General features: G+C 59.1%; 13 protein-coding genes. 9 read left to right on the top strand and 4 right to left on the bottom strand.

Annotated elements, in window-relative coordinates:
• Positions 1 to 37 precede the first annotated feature (37 nt).
• A complete protein-coding gene (gene creA, locus CUN67_RS03005) occupies positions 38 to 511 on the bottom strand; it encodes a protein CreA (RefSeq protein WP_084872528.1) in 474 nt (157 codons plus the stop codon).
• Between the two features lie 195 nt (positions 512 to 706).
• On the opposite strand from creA, the gene robA reads away from it, so the two are divergent.
• A complete protein-coding gene (robA, locus tag CUN67_RS03000) occupies positions 707 to 1,582 on the top strand; it encodes an MDR efflux pump AcrAB transcriptional activator RobA (protein WP_084872525.1) in 876 nt (291 codons plus the stop codon).
• 55 nt (positions 1,583 to 1,637) lie between these two features.
• Here robA and gpmB read toward each other — a convergent pair whose 3' ends face one another.
• Positions 1,638 to 2,285, bottom strand: a complete 648-nt coding sequence (gene gpmB / locus CUN67_RS02995) for a 2,3-diphosphoglycerate-dependent phosphoglycerate mutase GpmB (RefSeq protein ID WP_208713948.1) — start codon at positions 2,283 to 2,285, stop codon at positions 1,638 to 1,640.
• A 51-nt stretch (positions 2,286 to 2,336) separates the two neighbouring features.
• On the opposite strand from gpmB, the gene yjjX reads away from it, so the two are divergent.
• On the top strand, positions 2,337 to 2,855 hold the full coding sequence (gene yjjX / locus CUN67_RS02990; RefSeq protein WP_208713947.1) for an inosine/xanthosine triphosphatase: 519 nt from the start codon (positions 2,337 to 2,339) through the stop codon (positions 2,853 to 2,855).
• On the opposite strand, the gene trpR is transcribed toward yjjX, so the two are convergent.
• Entirely contained in the window at positions 2,856 to 3,179 is a 324-nt protein-coding gene (gene trpR, locus CUN67_RS02985) for a trp operon repressor (protein ID WP_208713946.1), read from the bottom strand.
• A 44-nt stretch (positions 3,180 to 3,223) separates the two neighbouring features.
• Positions 3,224 to 5,143, bottom strand: coding sequence for a murein transglycosylase (gene sltY, locus CUN67_RS02980; protein ID WP_208713945.1), 1,920 nt, complete (start codon positions 5,141 to 5,143; stop codon positions 3,224 to 3,226).
• Positions 5,144 to 5,401: 258 nt separating this feature from the next.
• Here sltY and atzF point away from each other — a divergent pair, with 258 nt between their 5' ends.
• The 7 genes from atzF to urtD all read left to right on the top strand — a co-directional run bounded on the left by atzF (position 5,402) and on the right by urtD (position 16,392).
• Positions 5,402 to 7,198 (top strand): allophanate hydrolase, encoded by a 1,797-nt coding sequence (gene atzF / locus CUN67_RS02975; RefSeq protein ID WP_208713944.1) that lies wholly within the window; start codon positions 5,402 to 5,404, stop codon positions 7,196 to 7,198.
• 2 nt (positions 7,199 to 7,200) lie between these two features.
• On the top strand, positions 7,201 to 10,821 hold the full coding sequence (gene uca / locus CUN67_RS02970) for an urea carboxylase (RefSeq protein WP_208713943.1): 3,621 nt from the start codon (positions 7,201 to 7,203) through the stop codon (positions 10,819 to 10,821).
• Positions 10,822 to 10,830: 9 nt separating this feature from the next.
• Positions 10,831 to 11,532, top strand: a complete 702-nt coding sequence (locus CUN67_RS02965) for a GntR family transcriptional regulator (RefSeq protein ID WP_208713942.1) — start codon at positions 10,831 to 10,833, stop codon at positions 11,530 to 11,532.
• A 30-nt stretch (positions 11,533 to 11,562) separates the two neighbouring features.
• Positions 11,563 to 12,831 (top strand): urea ABC transporter substrate-binding protein, encoded by a 1,269-nt coding sequence (gene urtA, locus CUN67_RS02960; protein WP_208713941.1) that lies wholly within the window; start codon positions 11,563 to 11,565, stop codon positions 12,829 to 12,831.
• 135 nt (positions 12,832 to 12,966) lie between these two features.
• Complete coding sequence (gene urtB / locus CUN67_RS02955; RefSeq protein ID WP_208713940.1) at positions 12,967 to 14,532, top strand: urea ABC transporter permease subunit UrtB; 1,566 nt, start codon at positions 12,967 to 12,969, stop codon at positions 14,530 to 14,532.
• Positions 14,532 to 15,608 (top strand): urea ABC transporter permease subunit UrtC, encoded by a 1,077-nt coding sequence (urtC, locus tag CUN67_RS02950; RefSeq protein WP_208713939.1) that lies wholly within the window; start codon positions 14,532 to 14,534, stop codon positions 15,606 to 15,608. The genes urtB and urtC overlap by 1 nt, the downstream gene beginning before the upstream one ends.
• Positions 15,601 to 16,392, top strand: a complete 792-nt coding sequence (gene urtD / locus CUN67_RS02945) for an urea ABC transporter ATP-binding protein UrtD (RefSeq protein ID WP_208713938.1) — start codon at positions 15,601 to 15,603, stop codon at positions 16,390 to 16,392. Before urtC ends, urtD begins: the two co-directional genes overlap by 8 nt.
• Position 16,393: the final 1 nt, after the last annotated feature.

The raw sequence follows: 16,393 nt of genomic DNA, 5'->3' as shown, positions 1-16,393 counted from the left end.
AAAAACGCCCGTCAGGGCGTTTTTTTATGCGCGATGATCAGTGCCACGGCATGATCGGCACGGCGCTGAGCGCGTTCTTCGGAGAGCCTTCGACGACTTTGTCTGAATAAGCCAGGTACACCAAAGCATTGCGCTTTTGATCATAAAAGCGTACAACCTGCAACTTCTTAAAAACCAGCGATGTGCGTTTCTGGAACACCACATCCCCCTGCGCCTTACCTTGCGCGATTTTATCACTAAGGGTGACCGGTCCAACCTGCTGGCAGGAAATCGCCGCGTCGGAAGTATCTTCCGCCAGGCCTAATCCGCCCTTGATCCCACCGGTTTTTGCCCGGCTGATATAACAGGTTACATTTTTTACATCGGGGTCATCGAAGGCTTCCACCACGATCTTATGATCGGGACCAAACATCTTGAACACCGTGTCAACAGAGCCGATCTCCTCAGCAAAGAGGGGGCCAGAAAAAGCAAATGTTGCCAGGGTGACTATAAGAAGGCGAGTTACTGTCATTGAGTTACCATTGCAAACGGAATAGATGAGAATGTAATGTACTGGCAATTGGTAACAGAACCAAACCAAATGGGTAACAACCCGCATTGATGTAGCACAGTCGACTTACAAAACCGCCCTCTCGCCTTTTTGCATTTCGTGCTATTATTCGACGACTTCATAAGTTGCGCCACCAGAGAATTATGAGGATGTTTTATGGACCAAGCCGGTATCATTCGCGATTTGCTTGTCTGGCTGGAGAGCCATCTGGATCAACCCCTTTCACTGGATAATGTCGCCCTGAAAGCGGGTTACTCCAAATGGCACCTGCAGCGCATGTTTAAGGACGTGACAGGCCACGCGATCGGCGCGTATATCCGCGCACGCCGGCTGTCGAAGGCAGCGGTCGCATTACGTCTGACCAGCCGTCCGATTCTCGACATCGCCCTGCAATACCGTTTCGATTCCCAGCAGACCTTTACCCGTGCGTTCAAAAAGCAGTTTAACCAAACGCCCGCCTGGTATCGTCGTTCGTCAGACTGGAACTCCTTCGGTATCCGCCCCCCAATCCGTCTGGACGACAATCATCTGCCGGAGCCGCAGTATGTCACGCTGCCGGAAACCGTGCTGGTGGGCCAGACACAAATCTACAGCTGCACGCTGGAACAGATTTCCAGCTATCGTGACGAAATGCGCGTGCATTTCTGGAAGCAGTTCCTGCTGGAAACCGACACGGTGCCGCCGGTGCTATACGGCCTGCATCAGGTACGTGCCAGCCACGAGAAGGATGATGAGCAGGAAATTCTCTACACCACCGCGGTGACGGCCGATCAGTTAGGGAAAAGCATGCAGTCCAACCAGAGCGTGATTCTGGAAGCGGGTGATTATGTGCAATTCACCTATACCGGCCCGCGCACTGCGTTGCAGGAATTTATTCTGCTGCTGTACGGCACCTGTATGCCAACGCTGGGTCTGGTACGTCGCCAGGGGCAGGATATCGAGCGCTTCTTTACCCACGGCGGTAAAAAGCGTAGCGAGCCGCCAACGGAAATCCGCTGCGAATACCTGATTCCGATTCGCCCGGCTCAGTAACATGCACATTCCGTAGCGGCGCGATTTATCGCGCCGCTACGGATATGACGATGATTTAGCGCTGCAATTCATCCAGCGCGGGCGCATCGAGATGCGATACATCGCCCGCCGTTTCCACTACCCAGCCCGCCGCCAGCCAGGCGCTCTGCTGATGATCAACACGCGAGATTGAGCAGTTACGCAGACGCAGACGGCGCTCCGCATGCGCCGGTAAGCCAAGAATGGTGCTCACCAGTACGCCCAGCGCCATACCGTGGCTGACAATCAGCGGACGGCTACCCGGTGGCAGGTCAAGACAGGCATTAAGCGCAGCGTGCATACGCGCCGCCATCTCCGCCATCGATTCTCCGCCAGGGATACGCCCCCCTTCGGTGCCATCCACCAGCGTTTTACGCCAGCTTTCCTCTTCCGGCGTCAGGCCGTCGAGGGGACGCTTCTCTAACACGCCCATATTCAGCTCGCGCAGACGCGCATCGACAGTGACGGTGCAACCGCAGGCATCCGCAATAATTTCTGCGGTGCGACGGGTACGTCCTAAATCGCTGGCAATCACGTGGGTAATGCCCAGCGATTTAACGCGCTCGCCCACCTGATGGGCCTGCTGCTCACCTTTTTCCGTCAGCGGACTGTCGGACTGCCCCTGAATGCGTCGGGCCGCATTCCAAACCGTTTCACCGTGACGAACAAGATAGACCTGTAGCATGCTTAATTTCCGTTATACTGCGACAAATTTGCCTTGAGGGTTCAAACAATTATGTACCATGTTGTCGCAGCCACCATCAACCCGGCAAAAATCCGCGCGATTGCACAGGCGTTCAACGACGTTTTCGGCGAAGGATCCTGCCATATTGAGGGGGTCGAGGTCGAGAGTGGCGTTGCTGCCCAGCCGCTGAGTGATGTAGAAACGCGAACTGGCGCACGTCAGCGCGTCGCCAATGCGCGTGCGAAAAAAGCCGATGCCGATTTCTGGGTGGCGATAGAGGCGGGTATTGAGGGCGATAGCGCCTTCGCCTGGATGGTGGTGGAGAATACCCGGCAGCGCGGAGAATCGCGTTCTGCCAGCTTTACGCTGCCACCGGTGGTGATGCGCGGCTTGAACGCTGGAAACGAACTGGGTGATGAAATGGCGCGTTTAACCGGTGTGGAGAATATCAAACACAAAGGTGGCGCGATTGGCGCCTTTACGCACGGCCTGCTGACCCGCTCCAGCGTGTATCATCAGGCGTTGATTCTGGCGCTGTGTCCGTTCACGCATCCGCTGTATCAGCAGTAATCAGGCGCGTCCCAGACGCGCTTCCAGCCAGCGTTTCAGCTCCGGTGGTGCTTCTTTCAGGCTGTTGGAGCCACGGGTGATAGTGGCGATACCGACGCCCAGCTCGTTCTTCAGTTCACGCTGGCTCATCTCGCCGTTCATCAACTCTTCAATAATCCGCAGACGCGTACCGTAAGATTCCCGCTCATCCGGGGTCATCATCAGATGCAGCAACGGCAGTGCCACGCCATCGGCGTAGGCATTTTGCATCAGTTCGACAAAACGCAGCCAGTTATCTTCAACCGGCTGTGCCGATTGCGGCTGGGAAGAAAGGGGTTGGCTCATGAAGGGCTTCCGTACTCATTAACGAGTACGGAAGCATAGCACAGTCAGTAGCGGCGATTCCACTCGCCATCAGCCAGAATCTTATCGGGCTTGCCCATGAAGTAACGATAGTAGGCATCGTAGGCCAGCACGTTCTTCACGTAACCGCGGGTTTCCGAGAACGGAATGGTCTCGATAAAAGCGACGGCATCAAGACGTCCGCCGCTGTTATTCAGCCAGCTGCGCACCCGTCCAGGTCCGGCGTTATAGGCCGCCGAGGCAAAGATACGGTTCTGATCAAACTGCTGATAAACATATTCCAGATACTGCGTCCCGATCTGGATATTGGTTTGAGGATCAAACAGTTGGCTGCTGTTCACATAACCGGGGATGTTATACATCTTCACGGTATGGGTGGCGGTGGCAGGCATGATTTGCATCAGGCCGCTCGCTCCCACCGGTGAACGCGCTTTCGGATTCCACGCACTTTCCTGGCGCGAAATCGCCATCGCATAGCTCTGCGGAATGCCTTTGCCGCCAGTGTATTGCTGATACAGGTTCTGCCACGCCAGCGGGAAGCGCTCTTTCAGGCTATCCCACATTTTGGCGGTGATGGTCGCCTGCACGCTGAGGTCCCACCAGTCCTGCTCATTGGCGTAACGCGCCAGCATCTGCTGCTGATCGCGGGTTTTGCTGGCGATCAGATTAGCCCACTCGCTGCGCGCCAGGTTATCCAGCCCCCAGTACATCAGCTCACGCACCCGAGCCAGTTCTGCACCCTGCACCAGGTTGTTATCCGGTGCCGGGGCTTTATCCACCTGCAACGGATAATCCACGCCCAGCCGCTGTGCCGCCACCATCGGGTAAAAGCCACGCGCCTGCATCAGCTTACGCAGAATCTCGTCAGCTTCTTCTTTACGCCCCTGAGAGATCAGCAGATCGGCTTGCCAGTATTGCCACTCATCCTTCTCTTTGGCTTCCACCGGCAAACGGGCAATCCAGGTGTTCAGCCCGCGACGATCGTTATTCGCCAGCGCCAGCCGCACGCGACGCTCAATCAGGGTGGTGGATTCACTGTTCATCACCACGTTATCGCGCCAGCGCGCCTGATCTGAGGTGACATCATTATCCATCAGTCGCCAGGCCACGATCTCTTTCAGCGCCTGGTCTTCTTCCGGTCCCATCTTCTGTGATTGCACCAGAATCGGAATCATCAGTCGGGCATTTTCCACATCCTGACGCGCCACGCGGGCAAAGGCAAACGTGGTGGCCTGACGGGTAAAATCGGTGGGACCGACGCTGCTGGCAAAGCTGGTGATGGTGAGCGGATTCTGCTGTAACGTCATCACCGCATTCGCCATGGTTTGATAATCCGCAGGCAGCATCTTCGCCAGGTAATTCACCAGGCTATCGTTGCCTTCTTTCATTGCCAGACGAATACGTTCGAGGATGGTAATCGGCGACAGTTGCCCGCTGGATTGCCACACCGAGAACAGTTGATCGCAATCATTGGGCAGCGCGGTGCCGCGCAGCCAGATCGATTTCGCCCCATCAAACGCCGCCTGCTGCTGGCCGGTCGCCCATTTGGCGTAGTACCAGTTACAGCGTGCCTGCACCGGTTTGGGTTCTTCCGGGCTAAAACTCAGCAACTCCTGCCAGTCCTGGCGGTGTGCCAGCACGTTGACAAAACGCGTCGCCAGCGAGCGCGCAGGCGGCAACGTTGGATATTGCTGAATAAAATTTTTCACCGCCAGCGGTGTTTCCTGATCGAGATCCTGCGCCAGCATCCGATATTGCAGATAAGGATAAAGCGGGTAATCCTGTAGCGTCGGCATCAGTTGCGCCACGGTATCCATCTGGTTGCTATCCCAGGCTTGTTTTATCTGGGCATAGCGCTGTCGTTGTTGATCAAGCGAATCGGCCCATACGCTGCTGGCCGCGCTGACCAGACAGATCCCTATCATCCAGTTACGCCACTTCTCCACGACGATCTCCTCTTTGTGCTGCGATCCAGCTCATGCCGGACTTCATTCATGCTAACCAGGGCCACGGCCTCTTGCCATGTTCTTCACAAAATTTACGCTCACGCACCGTCATCGACCACCCGACGCGCTGCCATTGTGCATTTATTCATCACAAAAACTTATCGTAAAACCATTAGTTACGCATAATCATTCTGTTACAAAAATGGCACGTCCTTTGCTCTGTTGAATTCCATCTTGTATACCAGTTGGAATTCACCCATGGCATCAACTTTTGGTCTCACGATTCAGGATTGGCAGCAGCGCTACCAGCAGGAACCACAGCAAATTACCGCCCTGCTGACCGCACACCTCAACGCAATCGATCCTCAGGACAACGCCTGGCTTTACCTCGCCACTCCCGCGCAATTACAGGCGCAGATTGAGCCATTGCTCGCCAGCTACCTGCGTAACCCGGCCGCGTTGCCGCTATTCGGCGTACCTTTTGCGGTGAAAGACAATATCGATGTCGCGGGCTGGCCCACCACCGCCGCCTGTCCGGCACTGACCTACACCGCCACCGCCGATGCCTTCGTCGTGGCACAACTGAAAGCCGCTGGCGCAGTGCTGATCGGTAAAACCAATCTTGACCAATACGCTACCGGCCTGGTCGGCACCCGCTCGCCGTTTGGCGCAGTCAGCAATACTTTTAACCCGGACTACGTCAGCGGCGGCTCCAGTTCCGGTTCCGCCTCGGTACTGGCACGCGGTCTGGTGGGTTTCTCCCTCGGCACCGATACCGCCGGTTCTGGTCGCGTACCGGCCGGGTTTAACAATATTGTCGGCCTGAAACCCACCAAAGGCTGGTTCTCCGCCAGTGGCGTCGTGCCCGCCTGTCGCCTGAACGACACCATTTCCGTGTTTGCCTTGACGGTGGAAGATGCGTTCGCCGTCGCCAGCGCCGCCGGTGGCTACGATGCGGGCGACGCCTATTCACGCAGCAACCCGCATACCGCACCCGCCAGCATCAAGGCCCATCCGGACTTTGCCATTCCGGCCAACCCGGAATTCTTTGATGACAAACAAGCCGAAGCGGCCTGGGATAGCGCGCTGGAGCGCCTGCTGGCCAGCGGTGCCACGCTGCATCCCATCGACTTTACCCCGTTCCACCAGCTGGCAGAGCAACTTTACTACGGCCCGTGGGTCGCCGAGCGCACCGTAGCAGTGGGCGAGATGATTAATCGCCCGGAAGAGATGGACCCGGTGGTCTACGGCATCGTCAGCAGTGGCCTGAAATACAGCGCGGTGGAGGCTTACCAGGCCGAATACCTGCGCGCCGAACTGACGCGTCAGATCCAGCAAACCCTGGCGCAGTTTGACGCCGTGGTAGTGCCCACTTCGCCAACCATCCACACGCTGGAAGAGATGCAACAGGAGCCGGTGCACTACAACTCGCAGTTCGGCACCTACACCAATTTCACTAACCTGGCCGATCTCAGCGCACTGGCGCTGCCCGCCCCGTTCCGCGCCGATGGCCTGCCTGCGGGCATCACGCTGATCTCCCCCGCCTGGCACGATCGGGCGCTGGTGGAGTTCGGCCTGCGCTGGCAACAGCAGCTGGCGTTGCCGCTCGGGGCCACCGGCAAACCACAACCGGCCCAGCACGCCGTTTTGCCGCCTTCCGCCGACCATGTGCGCGTGGCGGTGGTGGGTGCGCACCTCACCGGCATGCCGCTGAATTTCCAGCTCACCACCCGTCAGGCAGTTTTGGTGGAAGAAACTGCCACTGCCAGCAATTACCGACTGTTCGCCCTGCTTGATGGACCGATCAAAAAACCCGGCCTGCTGCGCGATGAGCAAGGTGCGGCGATCACCGTCGAACTGTGGGACATCCCGCTGGCGCGCTTTGGCGAATTTGTGGCGGAGATCCCACCGCCGCTGGGCATTGGCTCACTGACGCTGGCCGATGGCCGCGTGGTTAAAGGTTTTATCTGTGAACCGGCGGTGCTGAAACAGGCACTGGAGATCACCGAATTCGGCGGCTGGCGTAACTGGCTGGCGACTCAGGGGAGTAAATAATCATGTTCAGCACCGTTCTGATTGCTAACCGTGGCGAAATCGCCTGCCGTGCCATCCGCACCCTGAAGCGCCTGGGCGTGAAAAGCGTGGCGGTTTATTCCGACGCCGACCGCAACGCGCGTCACGTCAAAGAAGCCGATGTCGCCATTGCCCTCGGCGGTGATAAAGCCAGCGACAGCTACCTGAAAATCGACAAGATTCTGGCCGCTGCGCAAGAAACCGGTGCTGAAGCCATCTGGCCGGGCTACGGTTTCCTGTCTGAAAGCCTGCCGTTTGCTGCCGCCTGTGAAGAAGCGGGGATCGCTTTTGTTGGCCCCACCGCCCAGCAGATCGGCGAATTCGGCCTGAAACACCGTGCGCGTGAGCTGGCGGCCAGCGCCGGTGTGCCAATGACGCCGGGTACCCCGCTGCTGGCCTCGCTGGACGAGGCGCTGAACGCCGCCGATGGCATCGGTTATCCGGTGATGCTGAAAAGCACCGCGGGCGGCGGCGGTATCGGCCTGACGCGCTGTGCCGATGCCGATGCCCTGCGCAACGCGTGGGAGAGCGTGCGTCGCCTCGGCGAGCAATTCTTTAGCGATGCAGGGGTGTTTCTTGAACGCTGTATCGATCGCGCCCGTCATGTCGAAGTACAGATTTTTGGTGACGGCAACGGCAAAGTCATCGCCCTTGGCGAACGTGACTGCTCGCTGCAACGTCGCAATCAGAAGGTGGTGGAAGAAACCCCGGCCCCCAACCTGCCGCAGGCGACGCGTGAAGCATTGCTGGCTTCAGCGGTACGCCTTGGCGAGCTGGTCAGCTACCGCAGCGCCGGTACTGTGGAATATATCTACGACGCCGAACAGGATGCGTTTTATTTCCTCGAAGTGAACACCCGTTTGCAGGTGGAACATCCGGTGACCGAGTGCGTCACCGGCCTCGACCTGGTGGAATGCATGCTGAAAGTGGCGGCGGGTGACAGCCTCGACTGGGCACGGATGCAGCAGGCACCGCAGGGTGCGTCAATTGAGGTGCGTCTGTACGCGGAAGACCCGCTGAAAAACTTCCAGCCCAGCCCTGGCGTACTGACGGGCGTCAGCTTCCCGGATGACGTGCGTGTCGATGGCTGGATCGCTACCGGCACCGAAGTCTCCGCATATTACGACCCGATGGTCGCCAAACTGATCGTGCATGCCGCGACCCGTGACGCCGCGCTGGCGAAAATGCAGCAGGCGCTGGGCGCGACTCAGCTACACGGCATTGCCAGCAACCTGGATTATCTGCGTCAAATCGTCGCCACCGAGGCGTTCCGCAGCGGCAACGTCTGGACGCGTTTCCTGGATGGCTTCACCCCCTCAGCCAGCGTGATTGAAGTGCTGCAACCCGGCACCTTCAGCACCATTCAGGATTTCCCTGGCCGCCTCGGCTACTGGGACATCGGCGTGCCGCCGTCTGGCCCGCTGGATGATTTTGCCTTCCGTCTCGCCAACCGTATTGTCGGCAACCATGAAGCCGCTGCCGGGCTGGAATTCACCTTACAGGGACCGACGCTGCGTTTTCACAACGACGCGGTGATTGCCCTGACCGGTGCGGATTGCCCGGCGGATCTCGATGGTGAAGCGATCAGCTACTGGCAGCCGGTCAACGTCCGCACCGGACAGACCCTGACACTGGGCCGGGCGCACAGCGGCTGCCGCACCTATCTGGCGGTGCGCAACGGTTTTGATGTGCCGGAATATCTTGGCAGCCGCGCCACCTTCTCCCTCGGCCAGTTTGGTGGCCATGCCGGACGCACCCTGCGCGTCGCGGATATGCTGCCGATCTCCCAGCCGCAGTTGGCCGCCTGCACCACACCCGCTCCGGTCAGCGAACCGCAGCCGCTGGATCATGCGCTGGTGCCGCACTACGGCAACGAATGGCGCATCGGCGTGTTGTACGGACCGCACGGCGCACCGGATTTCTTCACCCAGGCCGCCATTGACGAATTTTTTGCCAGCGACTGGCAGGTGCACTACAACTCCAACCGCCTCGGTGTGCGCCTGGTGGGGCCAAAACCGAGCTGGACGCGCGCCAACGGCGGTGAAGCCGGGCTACATCCATCCAACGTGCACGATTGCGAATACGCCATCGGTGCCGTGAACTTCACCGGTGACTTCCCGGTGATCCTCACCCATGACGGCCCAAGCCTCGGCGGCTTCGTCTGCCCGGTCACCATCGCCAAAGCCGAGTTGTGGAAAGTCGGCCAGGTCAAACCCGGCGACAGCATCCGTTTCCATCCGATCAGCGCTGACGAAGCGGTGGCGCTGGAGAAAGCCCAGGCACACAGCGTCGAAACGTTGCGTCCGACCCATGCGCCCGCTTTCGAGGTGCCTTCGCTGGCTGATAGCGATATCGGTTCCGCCACCCTGCTGGCCGCCCTGCCCGCCACCACCCACACCCCGGCGGTGGCCTATCGCCAGGCGGGGGATAAATACGTGCTGATTGAGTACGGCGACAACGTGCTGGATCTGGCGCTGCGTCTGCGCGTGCATCTGCTGATGAATGCCCTGCGTGAACGCGCGGTGCCCGGCGTGGAAGAGTTATCCCCCGGCGTGCGCTCGCTGCAAATCCGTTTCGACAGCCTGATCCTCAGCCAGCCGCGCCTGATGGCCCTGCTGCTGGAACTGGAAGCCGGTCTGGGTGATGTCAGCCAGCTGAAAGTCCCGTCGCGTATCGTCTGGATGCCGATGGCGTTTGAAGACAGCGCCACGCTCGGCGCGGTGGAACGCTACAAAGAAACGGTGCGCGCCACGGCACCCTGGCTGCCGAACAACGTTGACTTTATCCAGCGTATTAACGGCCTGGAGAGTCGCGAAGCGGTGCGCGACACCATCTTCGATGCCAGCTACCTGATCCTCGGTCTGGGCGATGTGTATCTCGGCGCGCCCTGCGCGGTACCGGTTGATCCACGTCATCGTCTGCTCAGCTCGAAATACAGCCCGGCGCGTACCTTTACCGCTGAAGGCACGGTGGGTATCGGCGGCATGTACATGTGTATCTACGGCATGGACTCCCCCGGTGGCTACCAGCTGGTTGGTCGCACGCTGCCGATCTGGAACAAATTCCTGAAAAACGATCAGTTCGCCGCCGACGAACCCTGGTTGCTGCATTTCTTCGACCAGGTGCGTTTCTACCCGGTGAGCGAAGACGAACTGACCCAACTGCGTGACGACTTCCGTGAAGGCCGGGCGCGTATCCGCATCGAAGAGACGGTGTTTGATTTCGCCGCGCATCAGCAATTCCTCGCCGAACATGCGGCATCCATCGGGGAATTCCGCACCCGTCAGGCTGCCGCGTTTGAGCAGGAAGTGACGCTGTGGGCGCAGGAAGAGCAGAACGCACCGCTGACCAGTGAAGAGACGCTGGTGGTGAGCGACGAAGCGGATGACAGCGCGCTGGCGGTGTGTGCCGATATGAACGGCAACATCTGGAAAGTGCTGGTGCAGCCGGGCGATGAGGTTGAGGCCGGTCAGACGCTGATCATCGTGGAAGCGATGAAGATGGAACTGGCGATCACCGCACCGCAGGCGGGTCGCGTTAAACGTATCGCCTGCCAGGCGGGCCGTCCGGTCAGTCCGGGCGACACCCTGCTGTGGCTGGAATAAGGAATCGCCATGAGTGCTAACCCGCAACGCAGCAAAGGCCGTCCGGAAGCGCTGGCCGAGAAAGTCTACCAGGCGCTGAAGAACGATATTTTTGAGTTTCGCCTGATGCCCGGCGACCGCTTCAGCGAGAGCGAAATCGCAGAACGGATGGAGGTCAGCCGTACACCGGTGCGTCAGGCGTTGTTCTGGCTGGAGCGCGAGGGTTATGTCGAGGTGTGGTTCCGCAGCGGCTGGCAGATCAAGCCGTTCGACTTCGAATACTTCGAAGAACTGTACGACTTCCGCACCGTGCTGGAACGGGAAGCGGTGCGCCGTCTCTGCGCCCTGCCGCCGTTGCAGTGCACGGAAATCCTGACCGAACTGAAAACCTTCTGGATCGACAACCCGCGACTGGAGGATGGCAAAGCGGTGTCGCTGCATGACGAGGCGTTTCATATGGCGCTGGTCAGCGCCACCGGTAACCGCGAGATGGCACGGGTACACGCCGAACTGACTGAAAAGATTCGCATCATCCGTCGTCTCGACTTCACGCGAGACGACCGGGTCGATGCCACGTACCGCGAGCACGCTCAGATCTTACGGGCGATTTTTCAGCAACACACCGAGGAGGCACAGCGCATTCTGACCGACCATATCGCCGTCAGTAAGGCCGAGGTCAGAAAAATCACTTTACATATGTTACAGCAGGCCAGGCTTCAACCCATTGAATAAAAACACATTACACATTTAGGGGTTTAAACGATGAAAAGACGTTCGTTGCTTAAGGCTTTCGCTCTCTCCGCTACCGTCGTCAGCATGGGCTTTGCCTTTGGTGCTCAGGCTGCCGATACCATCAAAGTGGGGATTATGCATTCGCTCTCCGGCACCATGGCCATTTCGGAGACACCGCTGAAAGATGTTGCGCTGATGACCATTGATGAAATTAACGCCAAAGGCGGCGTGCTGGGCAAAAAGCTGGAGCCGGTGGTGGTTGACCCGGCGTCCAACTGGCCGCTGTTTGCCGAGAAAGCCCGCCAGCTGCTGACGCAGGACAAAGTCGCAGTGGTGTTTGGCTGCTGGACCTCGGTATCGCGTAAATCGGTACTGCCGGTGTTTGAGGAGCTGAACGGCCTGCTGTTCTATCCGGTGCAGTATGAAGGCGAAGAGATGTCACCGAACGTGTTCTACACCGGCGCAGCGCCGAACCAGCAGGCGATTCCGGCAGTGGAATACCTGATGAGCGAAGATGGCGGCAGCGCCAAACGCTTCTTCCTGCTGGGCACCGACTACGTCTATCCGCGCACCACCAACAAAATCCTGCGCGCCTTCCTGCACTCGAAAGGGGTGCAGGATAAAGATATCCAGGAAGTTTATACCCCGTTTGGTTACAGCGATTACCAGACCATCGTTTCCAACATCAAGAAATTCTCCGCTGGCGGTAAAACTGCGGTGATCTCCACTATCAACGGTGACTCCAACGTGCCGTTCTACAAAGAACTGGCGAACCAGGGCATCAAAGCCACCGATATTCCGGTGATTGCCTTCTCGGTGGGCGAGGAAGAACTGCGCGGTATCGACACCAAACCGCTGGTAGGTCAGTTAGCGGCCTGGAACTACTTTGAGTCTGTTGATAATCCAACCAACAAGAAGTTTGTCGCCGATTACCGCGCTTACGCCAAAGCGCATAACCTGCCAAACGCCAACACCGTGGTCACCAACGACCCGATGGAAGCCACCTATGTCGGCATCCATATGTGGGCGCAGGCGGTAGAAAAAGCGGGTACCACCGACGTCGACAAAGTCCGTGCGGCCATGGCCGGACAGACCTTCAAAGCGCCTGATGGCTTCACCCTGACCATGGACAAAACCAACCACCATCTGCATAAGCCGGTGATGATTGGTGAAGTGGAAGAGAACGGTCAGTTCAACGTGGTGTGGCAGACCGATAAACCGGTACGCGCCCAGCCGTGGAGCCCGTATATCGCCGGTAACGATAAAAAGCCTGATTACCCGGTGAAATCCACCAATTAATGCACAAGGTCGCCATTAATGGCGACCCAGTCCCTTGTAGCGGCGCGATTTATCGCGCGGATTTTTCCAGCACCGTGCACGGAATTGCGCGATAAATCGCGCCGCTACGTTATCCGCAACCACAGGGCCAGAACCATGACAATTCGCCGCACTCTCTGCTGTCTGCTGTTGCTCCTGCCCTGGCTGGCCCAGGCGGGCGATGGCGCAGATTTCGCTGCTGCCAGTCGTACCCAACAGGCCACGCTGCTCCAGCAATGGGCCGCCGCGCCGCAGGCCAGCCGCCTGCCGCTTCTGGAGGCGCTGCACAATGAAACCGTGGTCATTGATGAAAACAAACAACCGTTCAGTAAACAGGACGACAAATTCCAGCCGCTCGACAGCGCACAGCAGCCGACCGGAGAAAGCAAAAAACTCTTTATGAACAACCGGCTGCGCGTACTGATCGCCAGCGCACTCGCTGCACACCAGCTGGTCAGTGATGATCCTGCCATTCGTCTGCGCGCCGCGCAGCAGCTGCAAAATGACGGCGCGGCCGATCAGCTGCCGCTGATTGAGCAACGTCTCGCCAGCGAAAAAGACAGCAAGGTCCATGCCACGCTTGCCATGGCCGCTGCCAACCTGCAACTCGCCAGCCCGGATGCGCAGGTCCGGCTGAAAGCGGTGCAGCTGCTGGGGGAATCGAGCGATCCCAATATGCAGGCCAGCCTGCAACAGCTGACGCAACCGGCGAACGAACCGGATGCCCAGGTACGCGCCGCTGCCAGCGCCAGCCTGCAACAAATTAAACATCGCCTGATGTGGGGCGATCTGCTCGGCCAGGCGTTTACCGGCCTGTCGCTGGGATCGATCCTGCTGCTGGCGGCGCTCGGGCTGGCGATCACCTATGGCCTGCTCGGGGTGATCAACATGGCGCACGGCGAGATGCTGATGCTGGGGGCCTACGCCACCTGGCTGGTGCAGAGCCTGTTTCAGCAGTTCGCGCCACAATGGCTGGCGTGGTATCCGCTGCTGGCGCTGCCAGTGGCCTTCCTCGTCACTGCGGTGATGGGCATGGTGCTGGAACGCACCATTATCCGTCATCTGTACGGTCGCCCGCTGGAAACCCTGCTCGCCACCTGGGGCATCAGCCTGATGCTGATCCAGCTGGTGCGTATGCTGTTTGGCGCGCAAAACCTGGAAGTTGCCAACCCGGACTGGCTCTCCGGCGGGATGCAGGTGCTGCCAAACCTGGTGCTGCCTTATAACCGTATCGCGGTCATTCTGTTTGTGTTTGCGGTGCTGGGGCTGACCTGGCTGCTGCTGAACAAGACCCGTCTCGGCCTCAGCGTGCGTGCCGTCACGCAAAACCGCGCGATGGCGGATTGCTGCGGTGTCCCCACCGGACGTATCGACATGCTGGCATTTGGCCTCGGATCCGGCATCGCCGGACTCGGCGGGGTGGCCCTGTCCCAGCTGGGTAACGTCGGCCCGGAACTCGGCCAGGGCTACATCATCGACTCGTTCCTCGTGGTGGTGCTCGGCGGTGTCGGTCAGCTGGCTGGCACCGTGGTGGCCGCCTTTGGCCTTGGCATTCTTAATAAGGTGCTGGAGCCGCAGATTGGTGCGGTGCTGGGCAAAATCCTTATCCTGGTGTTGATCGTACTGTTTATTCAGAAACGACCGCAGGGCCTGTTTGCCTTTAAAGGGAGGGTGATTGACTGATGAGCCAGCCGCTAACCTTAACCGCCGCGCGCAAAGCGCCGCGCCTGACCTTAAGCCTCGGCGTGATTATCGCCCTGCTGCTGCTGATCATGCCGTTCTTTGCGCTGCTGCCCGCCAGCCACCCGCTGGCGCTTTCCACCTACACCCTGACGCTGGTGGGCAAAATCCTGTGCTACGCCATCGTCGCGGTGGCGCTTGATCTGGTATGGGGCTACGCCGGGCTGCTGTCTCTCGGCCATGGCCTGTTCTTCGCCCTCGGCGGCTACGGCATGGGGATGTATCTGATGCGTCAGGCATCGGGTGACGGCCTGCCCGCCTTTATGTCGTTCCTGTCGTGGAATCAGCTGCCGTGGTTCTGGGCCGGTACGCAACACTTCGCCTGGGCGCTGTGCCTGATCGTGCTGGTGCCCGGCCTGCTGGCGCTGGTGTTTGGCTTCTTTGCCTTCCGTTCGAAGATCAAAGGCGTCTACTTCTCGATCATGACCCAGGCACTGACCTACGCCGGGATGCTGCTGTTTTTCCGTAACGAAACCGGCTTTGGCGGTAACAACGGCTTTACCGGCTTCACCACCCTGCTCGGCTTTAACGTCACCGCCACCAGCACGCGTATCGGCCTGTTTGTCGCCACCGTCTTGTTGTTGCTGGTCAGCCTCGGCATCGGTTTTGCCCTGGCACGCAGCAAGTTTGGCCGGGTGCTGACCGCGGTGCGTGATGCGGAAAACCGTCTGATGTTCATCGGTTACGATCCACGCGGCTTTAAGTTATTTGTCTGGACGCTCTCCGCCGTACTGTGCGGTCTGGCGGGCGCGCTCTATGTGCCGCAGGTTGGCATCATCAACCCGAGTGAGATGTCCCCGACCAACTCCATCGAAGCGGCAATCTGGGTCGCGCTGGGTGGACGCGGCACGCTGATCGGCCCGCTGCTCGGCGCTGCGATTGTTAACGGTGCCAAAAGCTGGTTCACCGTGGCGTTCCCGGAATACTGGCTGTTCTTCCTGGGATTGATGTTTATCCTCGTCACGCTGTTCCTGCCGCGTGGCGTGATTGGCCTGCTGCGCCGGAGGCGAGATGACTGAACAACTTTTTACCCAACCCCATCCGGCAGACCGCCATCGTGATCAAAGCGATCCGGTACTGTTGCTGGAAAACATTAACGTCTCGTTTGATGGCTTCCGTGCACTGACCGATCTGTCGTTGCAGATCGGCGTCGGCGAGTTGCGCTGCGTCATCGGCCCTAACGGCGCGGGGAAAACCACGCTGATGGATGTGATCACTGGCAAAACCCGCCCCGATAATGGCCGGGTGATCTACGACCAGGATACCGATCTCACCCGGCTGTCATCGGTGGACATCGCGCGCGCCGGTATTGGCCGCAAGTTCCAGAAACCCACGGTATTTGAAGCACTGACGGTGTTCGAAAACCTCGAAATCGCGCTGAAAAATGACAAATCGGTGTGGGCCAGTTTGCGCGCCCGCCTCAGCGGCGAGCAGCAGGATCGTATCGACGAAGTGCTGAAACTGCTGCGGCTCGGCGCTGAACGGCAGCGCAAAGCGGGTTTGCTGTCGCACGGGCAAAAGCAGTTTCTGGAGATCGGCATGTTGCTGGTGCAGGACCCGCATCTGTTGCTGCTGGATGAACCCGCGGCGGGTATGACCGATGCGGAAACCGAGTACACCGCCGAGCTGTTCCGCAGCCTCGCCGGTAAGCATTCGCTGATGGTGGTGGAACACGACATGGGCTTCGTTGAAACCATCGCCGATCATGTGACGGTGCTGCATCAGGGGCAGGTGCTGGCCGAGGGATCGTTGCGCGAAGTACAGGCCGACGATCGGGTTATCGACGTTTATCTGGGGCGCTGAG

Source organism: Pantoea cypripedii (assembly GCF_011395035.1).
GTDB classification, from domain to species: Bacteria; Pseudomonadota; Gammaproteobacteria; order Enterobacterales; family Enterobacteriaceae; genus Pantoea; species Pantoea cypripedii_A.
The sequence above is the reverse complement of the archived record's forward strand: the minus strand, read 5'-3'. Positions and strand labels throughout refer to the sequence as shown.